This is a genomic window from Mycolicibacterium chubuense (assembly GCF_001044255.1).
GTDB classification, from domain to species: domain Bacteria; phylum Actinomycetota; class Actinomycetes; order Mycobacteriales; family Mycobacteriaceae; genus Mycobacterium; species Mycobacterium chubuense.
In genome coordinates, this window is sequence record NZ_JYNX01000034.1 from 137,947 (window position 1) to 156,920 (window position 18,974).

General features: G+C 70.1%; 12 protein-coding genes. 7 read left to right on the forward strand and 5 right to left on the reverse strand.

The window, feature by feature from the left end; translation table 11 throughout:
• Positions 1 to 104 precede the first annotated feature (104 nt).
• Genes MCHUDSM44219_RS11560 through MCHUDSM44219_RS11570 form a run of 3 tightly spaced genes read left to right on the forward strand, consistent with a single transcriptional unit; the run spans position 105 to position 6,296 of the window.
• Positions 105 to 3,521 carry a TM0106 family RecB-like putative nuclease gene (locus MCHUDSM44219_RS11560; protein ID WP_048418377.1) on the forward strand — a complete coding sequence of 1,139 codons (3,417 nt, stop codon included), beginning with the start codon at positions 105 to 107 and terminating at the stop codon, positions 3,519 to 3,521.
• Positions 3,518 to 4,876, forward strand: coding sequence for an FAD-binding oxidoreductase (locus tag MCHUDSM44219_RS11565; RefSeq protein WP_048418378.1), 1,359 nt, complete (start codon positions 3,518 to 3,520; stop codon positions 4,874 to 4,876). Before MCHUDSM44219_RS11560 ends, MCHUDSM44219_RS11565 begins: the two co-directional genes overlap by 4 nt.
• 28 nt (positions 4,877 to 4,904) lie before the next feature.
• Entirely contained in the window at positions 4,905 to 6,296 is a 1,392-nt protein-coding gene (locus tag MCHUDSM44219_RS11570) for an NAD(P)/FAD-dependent oxidoreductase (RefSeq protein WP_048418379.1), read from the forward strand.
• Here the strand turns inward: MCHUDSM44219_RS11570 and MCHUDSM44219_RS11575 are convergent.
• Positions 6,293 to 8,083: an MFS transporter gene (locus tag MCHUDSM44219_RS11575; protein WP_048418380.1), complete on the reverse strand. Its 1,791-nt coding sequence runs from the start codon at positions 8,081 to 8,083 to the stop codon at positions 6,293 to 6,295. The two genes, MCHUDSM44219_RS11570 and MCHUDSM44219_RS11575, sit on opposite strands and share 4 nt — an antisense overlap.
• Positions 8,084 to 8,152: 69 nt before the next feature.
• Complete coding sequence (locus MCHUDSM44219_RS11580) at positions 8,153 to 9,427, reverse strand: multidrug effflux MFS transporter (protein WP_048418381.1); 1,275 nt, start codon at positions 9,425 to 9,427, stop codon at positions 8,153 to 8,155.
• A 149-nt stretch (positions 9,428 to 9,576) separates the two neighbouring features.
• Here MCHUDSM44219_RS11580 and MCHUDSM44219_RS11585 point away from each other — a divergent pair, with 149 nt between their 5' ends.
• Together MCHUDSM44219_RS11585 and MCHUDSM44219_RS11590 are read left to right on the forward strand one after the other, a co-directional pair.
• Positions 9,577 to 10,320, forward strand: coding sequence for a hypothetical protein (locus MCHUDSM44219_RS11585; RefSeq protein ID WP_048418382.1), 744 nt, complete (start codon positions 9,577 to 9,579; stop codon positions 10,318 to 10,320).
• A gap of 255 nt (positions 10,321 to 10,575) precedes the next feature.
• Complete coding sequence (locus MCHUDSM44219_RS11590; protein WP_236695437.1) at positions 10,576 to 14,343, forward strand: multifunctional oxoglutarate decarboxylase/oxoglutarate dehydrogenase thiamine pyrophosphate-binding subunit/dihydrolipoyllysine-residue succinyltransferase subunit; 3,768 nt, start codon at positions 10,576 to 10,578, stop codon at positions 14,341 to 14,343.
• Positions 14,344 to 14,346: 3 nt separating this feature from the next.
• Here the strand turns inward: MCHUDSM44219_RS11590 and MCHUDSM44219_RS11595 are convergent, their stop codons facing one another.
• On the reverse strand, positions 14,347 to 15,174 hold the full coding sequence (locus MCHUDSM44219_RS11595) for an SDR family NAD(P)-dependent oxidoreductase (RefSeq protein WP_048418384.1): 828 nt from the start codon (positions 15,172 to 15,174) through the stop codon (positions 14,347 to 14,349).
• A gap of 124 nt (positions 15,175 to 15,298) precedes the next feature.
• Here MCHUDSM44219_RS11595 and MCHUDSM44219_RS11600 point away from each other — a divergent pair, with 124 nt between their 5' ends.
• Entirely contained in the window at positions 15,299 to 15,670 is a 372-nt protein-coding gene (locus tag MCHUDSM44219_RS11600) for a DUF732 domain-containing protein (RefSeq protein ID WP_048418385.1), read from the forward strand.
• An 11-nt stretch (positions 15,671 to 15,681) separates the two neighbouring features.
• Here MCHUDSM44219_RS11600 and MCHUDSM44219_RS11605 read toward each other — a convergent pair whose 3' ends face one another.
• Both MCHUDSM44219_RS11605 and MCHUDSM44219_RS11610 read right to left on the reverse strand, forming a co-directional pair.
• On the reverse strand, positions 15,682 to 16,527 hold the full coding sequence (locus MCHUDSM44219_RS11605) for a glycine betaine ABC transporter substrate-binding protein (RefSeq protein WP_413783599.1): 846 nt from the start codon (positions 16,525 to 16,527) through the stop codon (positions 15,682 to 15,684).
• 5 nt (positions 16,528 to 16,532) lie between these two features.
• The gene (locus MCHUDSM44219_RS11610; protein ID WP_048418387.1) at positions 16,533 to 17,675 is read right to left on the reverse strand and encodes an NAD(P)-dependent malic enzyme; all 1,143 of its coding nucleotides are present in this window, start codon (positions 17,673 to 17,675) and stop codon (positions 16,533 to 16,535) included.
• Between the two features lie 186 nt (positions 17,676 to 17,861).
• Between MCHUDSM44219_RS11610 and corA the strand changes: the two genes are divergently transcribed.
• On the forward strand, positions 17,862 to 18,968 hold the full coding sequence (gene corA / locus MCHUDSM44219_RS11615) for a magnesium/cobalt transporter CorA (RefSeq protein WP_048418388.1): 1,107 nt from the start codon (positions 17,862 to 17,864) through the stop codon (positions 18,966 to 18,968).
• Positions 18,969 to 18,974: the final 6 nt, after the last annotated feature.

An 18,974-nucleotide genomic window follows, 5' to 3' on the forward strand; every position in this document is an offset into this window, starting at 1 on the left:
CCGCCGCGGAATAGCATTCCGGGCTGCGATTTCCGCCGGGCAGCGACCAGGAATGCGCTTCCGCGGAGGACGAGGGCGTCGGACCCCTGCCTTACAGTGGCGACGTGTTCGTCATCGAGGGCCGCGTGGTCTACAGCGCCTCGGATCTCGCCGCGGCCGCGCGCTGCGAGTACGCGCTGCTACGGGCCTTCGACGTCAAGCTCGGCCGCGGGCCCGCGGTGTCCGGTGACGACGAATTGCTGGCTCGCACTTCGCAACTCGGCGACCAGCACGAGCAGCGGCACCTCGACGCGCTGCGCCGCGACAGCGAGGTCACCGTCATCGGCCGTCCCGACTACACCCTCGCCGGCCTGACCGCGGCCGCCGACCACACGCTGCGCGCGATCGAGCGCAGGGCGCCGGTGATCTTCCAGGCCGCGATGTTCGACGGCCGGTTCGTCGGTTTCGCGGACTTCCTGCTGCTCGAGGATTCCGAGCAGGGGCCGCGCTACCGGCTCCGGGACACCAAGCTGGCCCGCTCGGTCAAGGTCGAGGCGCTGCTGCAGTTGGCGGCCTACGTCGACACCCTCACCGCGGCCGGGGTGCCGGTCGCACCGGAGGTGGACCTGGTGCTCGGCGACGGCGCGACCGTCAGCTACCCCGTCGACGAGCTGCTGCCGGTGTACCGCCCCCGCCGCGCCGCGTTGCAACGCCTGCTCGACGACCACCTGGCCGGCGACGCGCCGGTGGCCTGGGAGGACGAGTCGGTGCGCGCCTGCTTCCGCTGCGCCGAATGCGAGCAGGAGGTCCGCGCCCGCGACGATCTGCTGCTTGTCGCCGGCATGCGGGTCAGTCAACGGGCCCGGCTGTTCGACGCGGGCATCACCACCGTGCGCGACCTCGCCGCCCACGAGGGCCCGGTCGCCGAACTCCCGGCCCGCACCGTCGGCGCCCTGACGGCGCAGGCCCGGCTGCAGATCGCCGAGCGGCCCGACGGCAAACCGCCCTATCGGCTTGTCGATCCGCAACCGCTGATGGTGCTGCCCGACGCCGACAAGGGCGACCTGTTCTTCGACTTCGAGGGCGATCCGCTGTGGACCGCCGACGGCCACGAGTGGGGGCTGGAATACCTCTGGGGTGTGCTGACCGTCGCCGACGAGTTCTCCCCGCTGTGGGCGCACACCCGCGCCGAGGAACGCGCGGCGCTGGGCGCGTTCCTCGACCTGGTGCGCAAGCGGCGGCGGCGCTACCCCGGCATGCACATCTACCACTACGCGGCCTACGAGAAGAGCACGCTGCTGCGGTTGGCCGGCCGCTACGGCGTCGGGGAGCGCGACGTCGACGAGCTGCTGCGCGAGGGCGTTTTAGTCGACCTGTATCCGTTGGTGCGCAAGAGCATTCGCGTCGGTACCGAGAACTACAGCATCAAGTCGCTCGAGCCGCTCTACATGGGCAACGAGCTGCGCGACGGCGAGGTCACCACGGCCACCGCGTCGATCACCGAGTACGCCCGCTACTGCGAGCTGCGCGACGCGGGCCGCGCCGACGACGCCGCGACGGTGCTCAAGGAGATCGAGGAGTACAACCGCTACGACTGCCGGTCGACCCGCCGGCTGCGGGACTGGCTGGTGGCGCGCGCCATCGAGTGCGGGGTGCCACCGCGCGGACCGGTGCCGGTCGACGGCGCCAAGCCCGACGCGGTCCAGGTGGACGCCGTCGAGCGCCGGCTACTGAAGTTCGCCGGGGACGGCGTCCAGGCGCGCACGCCCGAGCAGACGGCGGTCGCGTTGATCGCCGCCGCGAAGGGCTTCCACAAACGTGAGGACAAACCGTTCTGGTGGGGGCACTTCGACCGGGTCAACAACCCGGTGGAGGAGTGGTCCGACAGCAGCGGCGTGTTCCTCGTCGACAGCCACGAGATCGCCGAGGACTGGCACCAGCCGCCGAAAGCCCGGAAACCGCAGCGCCGCCTGATCCTTCGCGGCGAGATCGCCAACGGCGACCTGGACCGCGACATGTACGCGCTCTACGACCCACCCGCCCCGGCGGGACTGGCCGACGACCCCGACCGCCGCGGCTACGGCACCGTGACGGTCGTCGACTGCGACAACGTCGAGGCGCCCACCGAGGTGACCGTCGTCGAGCGGCAACCCAAAGGCGGCGACGTCTTCACCCAGGTGCCGTTCGCGCTGACCCCGGGACCGCCGATCAGCACCAAGCCGCTGGCCGAGTCGATCGCCGCCGCCGCGCAGGAGGTCGCCGACGCGCTCCCCCGGCTCCGTCCGGGCGCGATGACCGACCTGCTGCTGCGGCGTGCGCCGCGCACTCTCAGCGGCGCCGCCCTGCCCGGCACCGGCGCCGTCGTCGCCGACATCACCGCGGCGCTGCTCGATCTCGACGCGTCGTACCTCGCGGTGCACGGCCCGCCGGGCACCGGCAAGACGTTCACCGCCGCGCAGGTCATCGCATCGCTGGTCGTGGAACACGGCTGGCGGGTCGGGGTGGTCGCGCAGGCGCACGCCGTCGTGGAGAACCTGTTCGCCGGCATCCTGCGGGCGGGTGTCGACGCCGATCGGGTGGGCAAGAAGAAGTCCGCGGGCGCACCATGGCGGGACATCGACGAGAAGGAATATCCGGCGTTCATCGCCGACTGCGAGGGCTGCGTGATCGGCGGTACCGCATGGGACTTCGCCAACGACCGTCGTGTTCCGGCCGCATCGCTGGACCTGCTCGTCGTCGAGGAGGCGGGCCAGTTCAGCCTCGCCAACACGATCGCGGTGGCGCGCGCGGCGCGCAACCTGCTGCTGCTCGGCGATCCGCAGCAGCTGCCGCAGGTCAGCCAGGGCACCCATCCCGAGCCGGTCGACGGGTCGGCGTTGGCCTGGCTGGTCGACGGTCACCACACATTGCCGGCCGAACGCGGCTACTTCCTGGACCGCTCCTACCGGATGCACCCCGACGTGTGCCGTGGAGTGTCCCGGCTGTCCTACGACAACCGGCTGCACTCCCATGTGGACGTCACCGCGGCCCGCCGGCTCGACGGCGTCGCGCCCGGGGTCCGCACCCTGGCCGTCGACCATCAGGGCAACGCCACCGACAGCCCCGAGGAGGCCGCGGCCATCGTCGCCACGCTGCGGGAACTGCTCGGCACCCCGTGGACCGACGAGGACGGCACCCGACCGCTCGGCCAGGGCGACGTGCTCGTCGTGACCCCCTACAACGCGCAGGTGGTGCTGATGCGCAGCCACCTCGACGCGGCGGGGTTCACCGACGTGGCGGTCGGCACGGTCGACAAGTTCCAGGGTCAGCAGGCGCCGGTGGTGTTCCTGTCGATGACCGCGTCCTCGATCGACGACGTGCCCCGCGGAATCGCGTTCCTGCTCAACAGGAACCGGTTGAACGTCGCGGTGAGCCGGGCGAAGTACCTGGCGGTGATCGTGCGGTCGGCCCAGCTGACGGACTACCTGCCCGGCACGCCCGACCGCCTGGTCGAGCTGGGCGCGTTCCTGTCGCTGAGCTCATGTGATACACCGGGCCGATGACCGAAGCGCTGACCGGACGGCTCGCCGCGATCGTGGGCGCCTCGCAGGTGAGCACCGATCCCGACGTGCTCGGCGGCCGCAGCGTCGACTACACCGGCCGGTACCGGGGCCGCGCGGCCGTGCTGGTGCGGCCGGGGTCGGCCGAGGAGGTCGCGGCGGTGCTGACCGCGTGCCGCGACGCCGGGGTGAGCGTGACCGTGCAGGGCGGCCGGACGTCGCTGGTGGCGGGCACCGTGCCCGAGCACGACGACGTGCTGCTGTCGACCGAGCGGCTGCGCGGGATCGATGAGGTCGACACGGTGGAGCGCCGGGTGCACGTCGGCGCCGGGGTGACGCTGGCCGAGGTGCAGCGGGCCGCGACGGCGGCGGGACTGGTGTTCGGGGTGGACTTGGCGGCGCGCGACTCGGCCACGGTCGGCGGCATGGCGTCGACCAACGCCGGCGGATTGCGCACCGTCTGCTACGGCAACATGGGCGAGCAGGTGCTCGGCCTCGACGTGGTGCTGCCCGACGGGTCGGTGGTGCACCGGCACAGCCAGGTGCGCAGCGACAACACCGGCTACGACCTGGCATCGCTGTTCGTCGGCGCCGAGGGCACGCTCGGGGTGATCACCGGGCTCGATCTGCGCCTGCACCCCACCCCGCGGCAGCGGGTGACCGCGATCTGCGGCTACGCCGATCTCGAAGCGCTGATCGCGACCGCCCGCGTGTTCCGCGACATGGACGGCATCGCGGCTCTGGAGCTCATCGACGCCCGGGCCAGCGCGCTGACCGCCGAGCACGCCGGCGTCGCCGCCCCGGTCGAGGGCGCCTGGCAGCTGCTGATCGAGCTGGCCGGGGAGACCGACCTGACCGACCGGCTCGCCGAGGCGCTGTCGGAGGCCGATCTGTGCGGAGAGCCCGCCGTGGGAATCGACGGTGCCGCCCAGCAGCGGCTGTGGCAGGTGCGCGAGGCGGTGGCCGACGTGCTGGGCGTCTACGGGCCCCCGCTGAAATTCGATGTGTCGCTGCCTCTTTCATCGATCAACGGGTTCGCGGCCGAGTCCGCCGGGCTGATCGCCGACCACGCCCCTGACGCCATCCCCGTGCTGTTCGGGCACGTCGGGGAGGGCAACCTGCACCTGAACATCGTGCGGTGCACACTGAGCGGCGACCGCGAGCACGCTCTCTACACCGCGATGATGGCGCTGATCGCCCGTCACGACGGCAACGTCAGCTCCGAACACGGGGTGGGCACCCGCAAGCGGGACTACGTGTCGATGTCGCGCACCGACGCCGACATCGCGGCGATGCGGGCGGTCAAGGCGGCGTTCGACCCCACCGGCTACCTGAACCCCGCGGTGCTGTTCGGCTGACGCGGCGACGTGACGTAGCGTGGCGGCGATGACCAGCATCGAGGCTGACTATCTCGTCATCGGCGCGGGCGCGATGGGTATGGCGTTCGTCGACACGATGCTCACCGAGACCGGCTCGACGATCGTGCTCGTCGACGACAATCACCAGCCCGGGGGCCACTGGAACTGGGTGTATCCGTTCGTGCGGCTGCATCAGCCGTCCGCGTACTACGGCGTGAACTCGCGGGCGCTGGGCAACGAGGACTGGATCGACGAGGCCGGGCCGAACGCGGGCTTCTTCGAGCTGGCCACCGGACACGAGGTGTGTGCCTACTACGACCAGGTGATGCGCCACCAGCTGCTGCCCACCGGCCGACTGTCGTACTTTCCCTCGTCACACTATCTGGGCGACAACAGGTTTCGGACCCTCGACGGCGCCGAACACACGGTGGCGGTGCGGCGCCGGGTGGTCGATGCGACGTACCTGCTGACGGTCGTGCAGTCGATGCGTTCGGCGCCGTTCTCGGTCGACGACGGCGTGGACGTCGTCACCCCCAACGACCTGCCGCGCCGGGCGGCGGGCCGTGAGCACTACACGATCGTCGGCGGCGGCAAGACCGGCATGGACTGCTGCCTGTGGCTGATGCGCTCCGGAGTCGGGCCCGAGAGACTGCGGTGGATCATGCCGCGTGACTCGTGGCTGCTCAACCGTGCCAACATCCAGCCCGGCGAACGGTTCGTCAAGACGTTGCGGGAGTCGATCGCCTCCCGGATGGCCGCGATCGCCGAGGCGACGTCGATCGACGACCTGTTCCTGCGACTCGAGGCCGACGGCACCGTCTTCCGGCTGGACCCGGACAGGACGCCGACGATGTACCACTGCGCCATCGTCTCCGCCGGGGAACTCGAGCAACTGCGTCTCATCCAGGACGTGGTGCGGCAGGGCCACCTCGAACGCGCCGAGCACGACCGCATCGTGCTGCGCGGCGGCGAACTGGAGGTGCCGGCGCCGTCGCTGTACGTGGACTGCACGACCCAGGGGCTGCCGCGACCCCCGTCGGTGCCGGTGTTCGACGGTGACCGGATCACGCTGCAGAGCGTGCGCGGATGCCAGCAGGTGTTCAGCTCGGCGTTCATCGCCCATGTCGAAGCCGGCTACGCCGACGACGCCACTCGCAACGACCTGTGCGCGCCGATCCCCCACCCCGACGCGCCGGTCGACTGGCTGCGAATCCTGCTCTCCGACAACGAAGCCCAGGTGCGCTGGCTCAAGGACCCCGAGCTGATGGACTGGCTGAAGGCGTGCCGGCTCAATGTGCTGCGTGACCTGTTCCCCGACTTCACCGACAAGCCGCGGGTGCGTGACCGGGCGTTCGGGGCACTGACCTCGGCGCTGACGAAGACCAACGCGCAGCTCGAAGCCCTGATGGAGCGCGGCTAAGCGGATTCCGGGCCGCGCGAGTGCCGGCCGTAGGAGTTCGCCTCGCCGTCGGCGCCGGATCCGTTGCGCCCGTTGCGGGGCGCCGACTCGGCCAGCAGCTGGTCGAGGATGGTGCGCCACTCGTGGGTCGTCGTCTCGGCGTCCGGGCCGGCCGGCGGCTCGGGAGTGGCCCGGTTCAGGACGTCGGTGTCGGCCTCGGCGCTGGAATCAGTGCCGGAATCGGTGCCGCCCCAGTCGACGACGTACTCGACGTACTCGTCGTCGTCGGCGGCGAAGTCACCGTCATCGTCGACGCGAGCGTCCGGCTCGGCCTGCGGCGCGGCCGGGGTGACACGGCTGCCGACCATGCCGATCAGGAACAGCGCGGCCACCACACCGAACAACGCGATGAAGGCGGGCAGCAGCATCGCCTGCGACATCGCGGCCGCGAACGGGGCGTGCAGGAAGCCGGGCAGCTGCGCGACGGAGCCCTCGGACTGCGGAGCCGCGTCGGCCGCGCCGGGCATCTCCGCCGAGAGCCGGGACGCCATGAACGCGGCCATGCCGGCGCTGCCCAGCACCGAGCCGACCTGCCGCGTCGTGTTGTACACCCCGGATCCGGCGCCGGCGAGCTGCGGCGGCAGGTTGCGGGTGGCCGTGGCGGCCAACGGCGACCAGATGAACGCCATCCCCACACCCATGGCGGTCAGCGGAAGTACCAACCGCCAGATCGGGGTCGTCGGCGTCATCTCCACCGACAGCCAGGTGAGCCCGATCGCCATGACCGAGAACCCGAAGCCGATGACCGGGCGCGGGTGCGCGCGGTCGACGATCTTGCCGACCGCCGGGGCGAGCACCCCGGTCGCGACCGCCATCGGCGCGGTCAGCAGCGCCGCCCGCGTCGGGGTGAGCCCGCACACCGCCTGGGCGTAGAACATCAGCGGCAGGATCATCGACGTCGCGACGAACCCGATCGTCGCGACACCGATGTTGGACATCGAGAAGTCGCGATCACCGAAGATCACCAGCGGGATGAGCGGCTCCCCGCGGTTGACCGACTGCCACACCACGAACGCCGCCATCACCGCGACACCGATCGCCATCGTCGCCCAGATCCAGGGCGCCCAGTCGTGGGACTGGCCCTCCTGCAGCGCGAACACGATCAGGAACATGCCGACCCCGGAGAGCACGACACCCGGCAGGTCGAAGTGATGGCTCTGGGTCGGCAGCGAGGGCACCAGCCGCACGGCCAGCGCCAGCCCGATCAGGCCGACCGGCACGTTGACGAAGAAGATCCACTGCCACCCCAGGTGGTCGACCAGCACGCCGCCGGCCAGCGGCCCCACCAGCGTGGCCACCCCGGCCGTCGCCCCCCACACACTCATCGCGACACCGCGCCGCTCCGCCGGGAACGTCCTGGTGATCACCGAGAGGGTCTGCGGGGTGAGCAGCGCCGCGCCCACCCCCTGCAGCACGCGGGCCGCGACCAGCACGCCGATCGTGTCGGCCAGCCCGCACCACAGCGAGGCCAGCGTGAACACCGTGAGCCCGAGCAGGTAGACGTTCTTGGGCCCGTACCGGTCGCCGAGGCGCCCGGCGATCAGCAGCGGCACCGCATACGCCAGCAGGTAGGCGCTGGTCACCCAGATCACCGCGTCGTAGCCGACCCCGAGGTTGGTCATGATCGCCGGGTTCGCGACCGCGACGATGGTCGCGTCGACCAGGATCATGAAGAAGCCGACGAGAAGCGCCCACAGGGCGTGCCAGGGGTTGACCCCCGGCGCGCGCGGCGTCACGGATTCGAGCATGGTGGAAGACAACTGGGCATCAATCGACGAATGGCTACGGTTTCGGCCGACGCTACGGACCGGCGAGATTCACGACAAGTCGGCGCCCGCCGCGACGGCGTCCGGGTCGGCGGCGGGGGCACGGTGCTCGCCGGTCAGCAGGAGTGCGCCCAGCGCGACGATGACGCCGGTGGCCATCACGGCCGCCATCGCCAGTTCGTCGTTGCCGAGCACGCCGACGACCGGCGCGACGGCGGCGCCCATCCCGAACTGGAACGCGCCCAGCAGCGCCGCGGCGGTGCCCGCGGCGTCGGGGTGGCGCGTCAGCGCGACCGCGGGGGCGTTCGGGATGACCAGACCCATCGCGGCGAGGATGGCCCACACCGGCAGGACGAAGCCGAACAGTCCGCCGACGTGCGCCGCGGACACCGCGACGAACACCACACCGGCCAGCGCGGCGGCGGCCAGCGCCCACACCATGATCTGCTGCGGCGAGAAGCGCCGCAGCAGCACGACGTTGCACTGGGTGGACCCGATCAGCGCGATCGCGCCCGCGCCGAACACCAGCGCGAACGCCGTCTGCCCGAGGCCGTAGCGGCCCTGCAGCACGAACGAGGCGCCCGCGATGTAGGCGAACAGCCCGGACATGCCCAGCGCGCCGACCAGCACCAGCATCACGAACCGGGTGTCGCGCAGCAGCTCGACGTAGGTCCGGGCGATGCCGGTCACCTTCAGCGGCCGCCGATGCCGCACCGGGAGAGTCTCGGGCAGCGCCAGCACCGCCATCACCAGGAGTGCACCCGCGGCGACGACGAGGGCGGCGAACACCCAGTGCCACGAGGCGTGCAGCAGCACCGCGGCGCCCAGCGACGGAGCCAGCACGGGTGCGACGCCGAGCACCAGCATCAGCCGCGACATCACCGTCGCCGCGACGTTGTCCTTGTACAGATCGCCGACCACCGCGATCGCCACCACCATGCCCGCCGCGGCGCCGACGCCCTGCAGCCCGCGGGCGATGCCCAGCACCGCGATGTTCGGGGCGAACAGGCACAGCAGCGACGCCAGCATGTGCAGCACGATGCCGCCGATCAGCGGTTTGCGGCGGCCCAGCGAGTCCGACAGCGGACCGATGATCAGCTGCCCGAGCGCCAGGCCGGCCAGCGTGCCGGTCAACGTCAACTGCGCCACCGACGACGACACCGACAGGTCGTCGGCGATCTTGGGCAGCGCGGGCAGGTACATGTCGATGGTCAGCGGGCCCAGTGCCACGAGCAGGCCCAGCACCACGATCATCCGGATTCGGCCGGGCTGGGCCGCGGGTGCGGTGTCCAGCGGCGTCACGTCCACGTCTGGGGATACTGCCATGCAATTGGTTAGCGCGGCTTCCCGATAAATCCTTCCCCTCGCGGCGAACAGTGACCGCCGTCACGGTGCGGCACCCCGCGCGGACCGCCGTTCGTTGTCTGCATGTTTCCAGGGACTAGCCTGGAGGTTCGCACGACGAGAGGTCGCCGATGAGTGCATGGTCACGGGCCAAGAGCCAGGAGCTCGCAGTCAACGACGAGGACCCCGGCGCCGCGGCCAAGGCGCTGAGCCAGATCATCGAGCGTGGAGCGCGGGTGCAGGGGCCCGCCGTCCGGTCGTATGTCGCACGGTTGCGGGCCGCCAACCCCGAAGCCGGCCCGGCCGAGATCGTCGGCAAGCTCGAGAAGCACTACATGGCGGCGGTGATGGCCAGCGGAGCGGCCGTCGGCTCGGCGGCCGCCTTCCCCGGCATCGGCACGCTGGTGGCGATGTCCGCGGTGGCCGGCGAGACCGTCGTGTTCCTGGAGGCGACGGCCGTCTACGTGCTGGCCGTCGCCGAGGTGTACGGCATTCCCGCCGACCACCGGGAACGGCGCCGCGCGCTCGTGCTGGCGGTGCTCGTCGGCGAGGACAGCAAGGGTGCGGTGGCCGACCTGCTCGGCCGCGGCCGCACCAGCGGCGGCTGGCTGTCCGAGGGCGCGGCGTCGCTGCCGCTGCCCGCGGTGTCCCAGCTCAACAACCGGTTGCTCAGATACTTCGTCAAGCGCTACACGCTCAAGCGCGGCGTGATGATGTTCGGCAAGATGCTGCCGGTCGGCATCGGGGCGGTCGTCGGCGGCGTCGGCAACCGGATGATGGGCAAGAAGATCGTCGCGAACGCCCGCAATGCGTTCGGCGCCCCGCCGCCGCGGTGGCCTGCGCCGCTGCATCTGCTGCCCGCACCGCGCGCCTGAGCGCGCTCCGCAGACCGTTGAGCGGCACCCCGTGCGCCGCTCGCCGTGTCCGCAATGACCATAAGGACGTTGCGTGGTCCCGCCGGTCGCCGAAGCGCTAGCCTTTATACGGCGGAAACGCGGGTAACCGCACACCGGGTTCAACAAGGGGTGGCCGGCTGCAGCGGAGCACTGGCCGGGAACGAAGAATTGAGGCGAACAGCAGCCGTGAATTCACCTTCACCATTCGGTCAGAACGAGTGGTTGGTCGAAGAGATGTACCGCAAGTTCCGCGAGGATCCCTCGTCGGTGGACCCGAGTTGGCACGAGTTCCTCGTCGACTACTCCCCCGAACCCACCACCGACGCCACCTCCGGCGGCAACGGCGCCTCCGCCCCACGCCGGTCGACCCCGGTGAGTCCGCCCGAACCCGCGCCGGCACCGCCGCCGAAGGCCGCGAGCAGCAACGGCACACCGAAAACCGCTGAGGCGGCGCCGAAGGACAAGGCGCCCGAGAAGCCCGTGGAGAAATCCGCCGAGAAGCCCAAGGCGTCCGAGAAGACGTCGGAGAAGGCTCCGGAGAAGAAGGAACCGGCCCCGGCCGCCAAGGCCCCGGAGAAGGCCCCCGAGAAGAAGGCCGCGCCGGCGAGCGACGGCGAAGAGACCCAGGTGCTGCGCGGCGCCGCGGCGGCCGTCGTCAAGAACATGTCCGCGTCGCTGGAGGTGCCGACTGCCACCAGCGTGCGGGCCATCCCGGCCAAGGCGATGATCGACAACCGCATCGTCATCAACAACCACCTCAAGCGCACGCGCGGCGGCAAGATCTCGTTCACCCACCTGCTGGGTTACGCGATCGTGCAGGCGGTCAAGAAGTTCCCGAACATGAACCGGCACTTCGCCGAGGTCGACGGCAAGCCCACCGCGGTCACGCCGGCCCACACGAACCTGGGTCTGGCGATCGACCTGGTGGGTAAGAACGGCCGCCAGCTCGTCGTGGCGTCGATCAAGAACTGCGAGGCCATGCGGTTCGGCCAGTTCATCGCGGCCTACGAGGACATCGTGCGCCGGGCCCGCGACGGCAAGCTGACCGCCGAAGACTTTGCGGGCGTGACGATTTCGCTGACCAACCCGGGCACCATCGGCACCGTGCACTCGGTGCCGCGACTGATGCAGGGCCAGGGCGCGATCATCGGCGCCGGCGCGATGGAGTACCCGGCGGAGTTCCAGGGCGCCAGCGAGGAGCGCATCAACGAGGTCGGCATCGGCAAGCTGATGACGCTGACGTCGACCTACGACCACCGCATCATCCAGGGCGCGGAGTCGGGCGACTTCCTGCGCACCATCCACCAGTTGCTGCTCGACGACGAGTTCTACGACGAGATCTTCCGCGAGCTCGGCATCCCCTACGAGCCGGTGCGCTGGCGCATCGACAACCCGGACTCGATCGAGGACAAGAACGCCCGCGTCATCGAGCTGATCGCGGCCTACCGCAACCGCGGCCATCTGATGGCCGACATCGACCCGCTGCGGCTGGACAACACCCGCTTCCGCAGCCACCCCGACCTGGACGTCAACACCCACGGGCTGACGCTGTGGGATCTCGACCGCGAGTTCAAGGTCAACGGTTTCGCCGGCCAGACGCACAAGAAGCTGCGTGACATCCTGGGCCTGCTGCGCGACGCGTACTGCCGCCACGTCGGCGTCGAGTACACCCACATCCTCGAGCCCGAGCAGCAGCAGTGGCTGCAGGACCGCATCGAGATCAAGCACGAGAAGCCGACGGTCGCCGAGCAGAAGTACATCCTGAGCAAGCTGAACGCCGCCGAGGCGTTCGAGACCTTCCTGCAGACCAAATACGTTGGGCAGAAACGGTTCTCGCTGGAGGGCGCCGAGACCGTCATCCCGATGATGGACGCGGCGATCGACCAGGCCGCCGAACACGGGCTGCACGAGGTCGTCATCGGCATGCCGCACCGCGGCCGACTCAACGTGCTGGCCAACATCGTCGGCAAGCCCTACAGCCAGATCTTCACCGAGTTCGAGGGCAACCTGAACCCGTCGCAGGCGCACGGCTCCGGCGACGTCAAGTACCACCTCGGCGCGACCGGCACCTACATCCAGATGTTCGGCGACAACGACATCGCGGTGTCCCTGGTCGCCAATCCCAGCCACCTCGAGGCCGTCGACCCGGTGCTCGAGGGCATCGTGCGCGCCAAGCAGGACATGCTCGACACCGGCGAGGAGACCAACGGGTCCAACGACTTCACCGTCGTGCCGATGATGCTGCACGGCGACGCGGCGTTCGCCGGGCAGGGCGTGGTGGCGGAGACGCTCAACCTGGCGCTGCTGCGCGGCTACCGCACCGGCGGCACGATCCACATCATCGTCAACAACCAGATCGGCTTCACCACCTCGCCGTTCGACTCGCGCTCCTCGGAGTACTGCACGGACGTCGCGAAGATGATCGGCGCCCCGATCTTCCACGTCAACGGCGACGACCCCGAAGCCGCGGTGTGGGTGGCCAAGCTCGCGATGGACTTCCGGCAGAAGTTCAAGAAGGACGTCGTCATCGACATGCTGTGCTACCGCCGGCGCGGGCACAACGAGGGCGACGACCCGTCTATGACGCAGCCCAACATGTACGACGTCATCGACACCAAGCGCGGCGTCCGCAAGAGCTACACCGAAGCGTTGATCGGCCGCGGCGACATCTCGATGAAGGAAGCCGAAGACGCCCTGCGCGATTACCAGGGGCAGCTGGAGCGGGTCTTCAACGAGGTCCGGGACCTCGAGAAGCACGCCATCGAACCCAGCCACTCGGTCGAGGCTGACCAGATGGTCCCCGCCGGCACCAACACGGCGGTGGAGAAGTCGCTGCTGCAGCGCATCGGCGACGCCCACCTGGCGGCCGGCGAGGACTTCAACGTCCACCCACGCGTCAAGCCGGTGCTCGAGAAGCGCCGCGAGATGGCCTACGAGGGCAAGGTCGACTGGGCCTTCGCGGAACTGCTGGCGCTCGGGTCGTTCCTGTCCGAGGGCCGCACCATCCGGCTGACCGGGCAGGACACCCGTCGCGGCACGTTCACCCAACGGCACTCGGTGATCATCGACCGCAAGACCGGCAAAGAGTTCACGCCGCTGGATCTGCTGACCGTCGACTCCGACGGCAACCCGACCGGCGGCCGGTTCATGGTGTACGACTCGGCGCTCTCGGAGTACGCCGCGGTCGGCTTCGAGTACGGCTACTCGGTGGGCAACCCCGACGCGCTGGTGCTGTGGGAGGCGCAGTTCGGCGACTTCGTCAACGGGGCGCAGTCGATCATCGACGAGTTCATCAGCTCCGGTGAGGCCAAGTGGGGTCAGCTCTCCGACGTCGTGCTGCTGCTGCCGCACGGTCACGAGGGGCAGGGCCCCGACCACACGTCGGGCCGCATCGAGCGGTTCCTGCTGCTGTGGGCCGAGGGGTCGATGACGATCGCGATGCCCTCGACCCCCGCGAACTACTTCCACCTGCTGCGCCGTCACGGCCTCGACGGGATCCACCGGCCGCTGATCGTGTTCACGCCGAAGTCGATGCTGCGCAACAAGGCCGCGGTCAGCGACCTCAAGGAGTTCACCGAGCAGAAGTTCCGCTCGGTGCTCGAGGAGCCCACCTACGACGAGGGTGACGGCGACCGGTCCAAGGTCACCCGCATCCTGCTGACCAGCGGCAAGCTGTACTACGAGCTGGCGGCGCGCAAGAGCAAGGACAAGCGCGAGGACGTGGCGATTCTGCGCGTCGAGCAGCTGGCGCCGCTGCCGAAGCGGCGGCTCGCCGAGACGCTGGACCGCTACCCGAACGCCACGGAGAAGTTCTGGGTGCAGGAGGAGCCGGCCAACCAGGGTGCGTGGCCGACGATGGGGCTGACGCTGCCCGAGCTGCTGCCCGACCACCTCGCCGGGATCAAGCGGATCTCCCGGCGGGCGATGTCGGCGCCGTCGTCAGGATCGTCGAAGGTGCACGCCGTCGAGCAGCAGGAGATCATCGACGAGGCGTTCGCCTGACCCCTACTGCTTGGGGGTCAACCGGGCGACGACCCGCGGGAACAGGCCCTGGTAGCCGGCGCCGACGAAGCGGATGACGTACTCGAACATCCGCGCGTCGTTGCCGACCAGGATCCGGGCCTTGTTCTTGCGGACGCCGTCGAGGATGATCCGGGCGGCCTTCTCCGGCGTGGTGCTGGCGAGTTTCTTGTCGAACGTCTTGGCCAGCTCGTCGGCGTCGAGCCCTTCGGCGGCGGTGGCGTTGCGGGCGATGGCGGTCTTGATGCCGCCGGGATGCACGCAGCTGACCTTGACCGGATGTCCGGCCAGCGCCATCTCCTGGCGCAGCGCCTCGGTGAACCCGCGCACCGCGAACTTCGCGGAGTTGTAGGCGGCCTGCCCCGGCACGGCGAACAGCCCGAACACGCTGGAGACGTTGACGACGTGACCGTCGCCAGAGGCGATCAGGTGCGGCAGGAACGCCTTCGTCCCGTTGACGACACCCCAGTAGTCGACGTCCATCACCCGTTCCATGTCCTTGAACTGGGAGATCTCGACGTCGCCGGTGAACGCGATGCCGGCGTTGTTGTAGATCTGGTTGACCTTGCCGAAGTGCTCGGCCACGCCGTCGGCGTAGAGGTGGAACTCCTCACGCTCGACGACGTTGAGGCGGTCGGCCTTGACCTGCGCCCCGATCGCCTTGAGCCGCTCCTCGGTGGCGGCCAGCCCCTCGGTGTCGACGTCGCTGATCGCGACGTGGGCGCCCGAGCGGCCCAGTTCGATCGCCAGCGCCTGACCGATGCCCGAGCCGGCGCCGGTCACGACGGCCACCTTTCCGGCGAAGCCCTGCATATCCGCTCCTGTTGTTCGACGTGTGTCCAGTTCGGCCCACCATAGCGGTACCGCGGGTACCGGTATCCGCAGGGGGCGGGCCGGGACGCGTAATGCCGCGCGTCCCATCGACGACAATAAAGGCATGACGTTGAAGTTCCCGGCCGTGGCGACCTTGGTGGCGGCCACCGTGACGATCGCGGCGGCGGCCACCGTGACCGTCGCGGCGGCGGCCCCCGCCCGGGCCGACTCCACCACCGATGTCTTCCTCTCGGCGCTCGACCACTACCGCCTCGGTGACATCGATGCCGGCACCGCCACCCGCGTCGGCGAACAGGTGTGCCCGATGCTGGCCGAACCGGGACAGAACGCCGCGAACGTCGCCGCGAAGGTGGCCGACGAACTGGGCCGCCCCCTCGGGCCGGCGACGATGTTCACCGGACTGGCGATCCAGATCTTCTGCCCGCGGGCGGTCACCGCGCTGACCGACGGGGTGCCGTTCTCCTTCTTCGGCTGATCGCTGCCGGGCTAGTTGCTGGTGCCGAGCGGATGGGCGTCGAGCCACTGCCCGGCGACCAGGCCCGGGTCGGCGCCCTCGGCGATCTTGCGCCGCATGTCGGCCAGCGACCCGGTGTCGAGCACGCCCGCGATCTCGTTGAGCGCGAGCACCTGTGACTCGCTGAGCACGTTGCGCCGGTACAGCGGGACCAGGTTCTCGGCGCGGATCAGCGACGTCTTGTCCGAGAGCACCACCACGTCCGACGGCACATCGGCGGCGGCCGTCGACGTCCACGCCGCGTCCACCTCCCCGGCCCGCAGTGACGCGAAAAGCGTTGTCGGATCGGCGAACTCACGGGCGCGGGGCAGTGTGCACGTGCCGAGCGACGATGGCCGCGGCGCGCCGGTCACCGCGCCGACCGAGATGTCCGGGCAGCGGCGCGCGAACGCCGACACGTCCCGGCCCCACTCCCCGGCCGCGGCGTCGGTGACCGCCACGGCGGGTTTGTCCTCGGCCGAGACCGTGTAATCGCCGGCGGCGACGCCTTCGGGCAGCGCGGAGAGCAGCGAGCGGTACACCTGGACGTCGGAGCGGGCAGGCGCGTCCGGGTCGAACCGCTCGAGCAGTCGCCCGGTGAATCCCGGCACGACGGTGGCCTCGGCCGAGTCGAGCTCCGCCAGCGGATCCTCCGAGGCGCGGACATAGGCGGGGCTGCCGTAGAACCCCAGCGCCGCCGCGTAGAGGTGCGCGACGAGTTGCGACTCGGGCTCAGCGCTCGCCGCCACCGGGACCGGGGGCGGTCCCGGCCGTGCGCCGCAGGCGCCGACGAGCACCGCCACGGCCAGTGCGGCCGCCAGCCGCCATGTCCTGCGCAGCCGACTCAGTCCTCGGACGCGGCGGCCACCGCCGCCGCCACCGCCGGGCCCACGCGCGGATCCAGTGCGCTGGGCACGATGTGGTCGACGGCCAGCTCGTCGCCGACGACCGAGAAGATCGCCTCGGCCGCCGCGACCTTCATCTTCTCGGTGATGCGCCGGGCGCCGGCGTCGAGCGCCCCGCGGAACACGCCCGGGAACGCCAGCACGTTGTTGATCTGGTTCGGGAAGTCGCTGCGTCCGGTCGCGACCACCGCGGCGTACTTGCGCGCCACGTCCGGGTGGATCTCGGGATCGGGGTTGGACATCGCGAACACGATGCCGCCCGGGGCCATCGTGGCGATCAGCTCCTCGGGCACCAGCCCCGCCGACACCCCCATGAACACGTCGGCGCCGTCGAGCGCCTCGGCCAGCCCGCCGTGCAGGCCGCGCGGGTTCGACCGGGTGGCCAGCTCGGCCTTGTACGGGTTGAGGTCAGTGCGGGCCGACGACAGGATGCCCTTGCTGTCGAGCACCGTGATGTCGTTGATGCCCTTGGCCAGAAGGATGTTCGCGCAGGCGATCCCGGCGGCACCGGCGCCGGAGATCACGATCTTGAGCGTGTGCATGTCCCGCTGCAGCACCGTGGCCGCGCCGTGCAGCGCCGCGAGCACGACGATCGCCGTGCCGTGCTGGTCGTCGTGCATCACCGGGCAGTCGAGCGCCTCGATCACCCGCTGCTCGATCTCGAAACAGCGTGGCGCCGAGATGTCTTCGAGGTTCACCGCCCCGAAGGTCGGACGCAGCCGGATCAGCGTCTCGACGATCTCGTCGGGATCGTTGGTGTCGAGCACGATCGGGATTGAGTCCAGCCCGCCGAAGGCCTTGAACAGCGCGCTCTTGCCTTCCATCACCGGAAGCGACGCAGCGGCGCCGATGTCGCCGAGTCCGAGCACCGCGCTGCCGTCGCTGACCACCGCGACCAGCCGGTGCGCCCACGTGTAGCGGGCCGCCAGCGTCTTGTCGGTGGCGATCGCCCGGCTGACCTTCGCCACCCCGGGGGTGTAGGCGATCGACAGCGCCCGCTGGGTGTCCAGCGGCGAGCTCATCCCGACCGAGAGCTTGCCGCCCTCGTGCGCTTCGAAGATCTCGTGGTCCTCGACGACCACCTGGGGGGTCCGCGCCGCCGAAGGCTCACGCGAAGGGGAAACCACACTGTCCGCCACGGGCGTCAGGGTAACCGACCACCCGTTCTCTCAGGACCGGGTTGGCCGTCGCTGAGAGGTTTCGATCAGGCTCCCCGCGTACGATCCGACTAGCTGGAGGGCACGGCGTGCCCGGAGGGAGGTCTGCGCATGCCGTCGTTTCGCGCGTTGCCGCCGTCGCTCATGCGTCAGGGCGGCCGGCCCCGCCCCGACGATCCGGACGCCCGCCGCATCCACGTGCCGGTCGCGCGCGCGATGGTCGACTGCGGCGTCTACTGCGACGGCAACCGGCTGCCCGGCAAGTACACCCACGCCGCGGCGCTGGACAAGGTGCACCAGATCGAGGCCGAGGGCCGGCCGGCGTTCGTCTGGATCGGCCTGCACGAACCCGACGAGCACCAGATGCAGGCCGTGGCCGATGTGTTCGGTCTCCACGAGCTCGCCGTCGAGGACGCCGTGCACGCCCACCAGCGACCCAAACTCGAGCGCTACGACACCATGCTGTTCCTCGTGCTCAAGACGGTGAAGTACGTCGACCACGAGTCGATCGCCAACGTGCGCGAGATCGTCGAGACCGGGGAGATCATGATCTTCGTCGGCCCCGACTTCGTGGTGACCGTGCGCCACGGCGAACACGGCGGACTGGCCGGGGTACGCAAGCGGCTGGAGGCCACGCCCGCCTCGCTCAGGTTGGGGCCCTACTCGGTGATGCACGCGATCGCCGACAGCGTGGTCGACACCTACCTCGACGTCACCGATCTGATCGAGACCGACATCGACGCGATGGAGGAGGACATCTTCTCGCCGCGGCCGCTGACCGAGATCGAGACCATCTATCTGCTCAAGCGTGAGGTCGTCGAGCTGCGCCGTGCGGTGAGCCCGCTGGCCACCGACCTGGAACGGATCGGCACCCACCACGACGACCTGGTCGATGTCGAGATCCGCCGCTACATGCGCGACGTGCTCGACCACACGATCAAGGCGGCCGACCGCATCGCCAGCTTCGACGAACTGCTCAGCTCCCTGGTGCAGGCCGCGCTCGGCAAGGTCGCCATGCAGCAGAACGTCGACATGCGCAAGATCTCGGCCTGGGTGGCGATCGCGGCGGTGCCGACCGCGATGGCGGGCATCTACGGCATGAACTTCGACAACATGCCCGAACTGCACTGGACGTGGGGGTATCCGGCCGTGCTGCTGGTGATGGTCACCGTGTGCCTGCTGCTGCACCGCACGTTCCGGCACAACCACTGGCTGTAGCGGCCC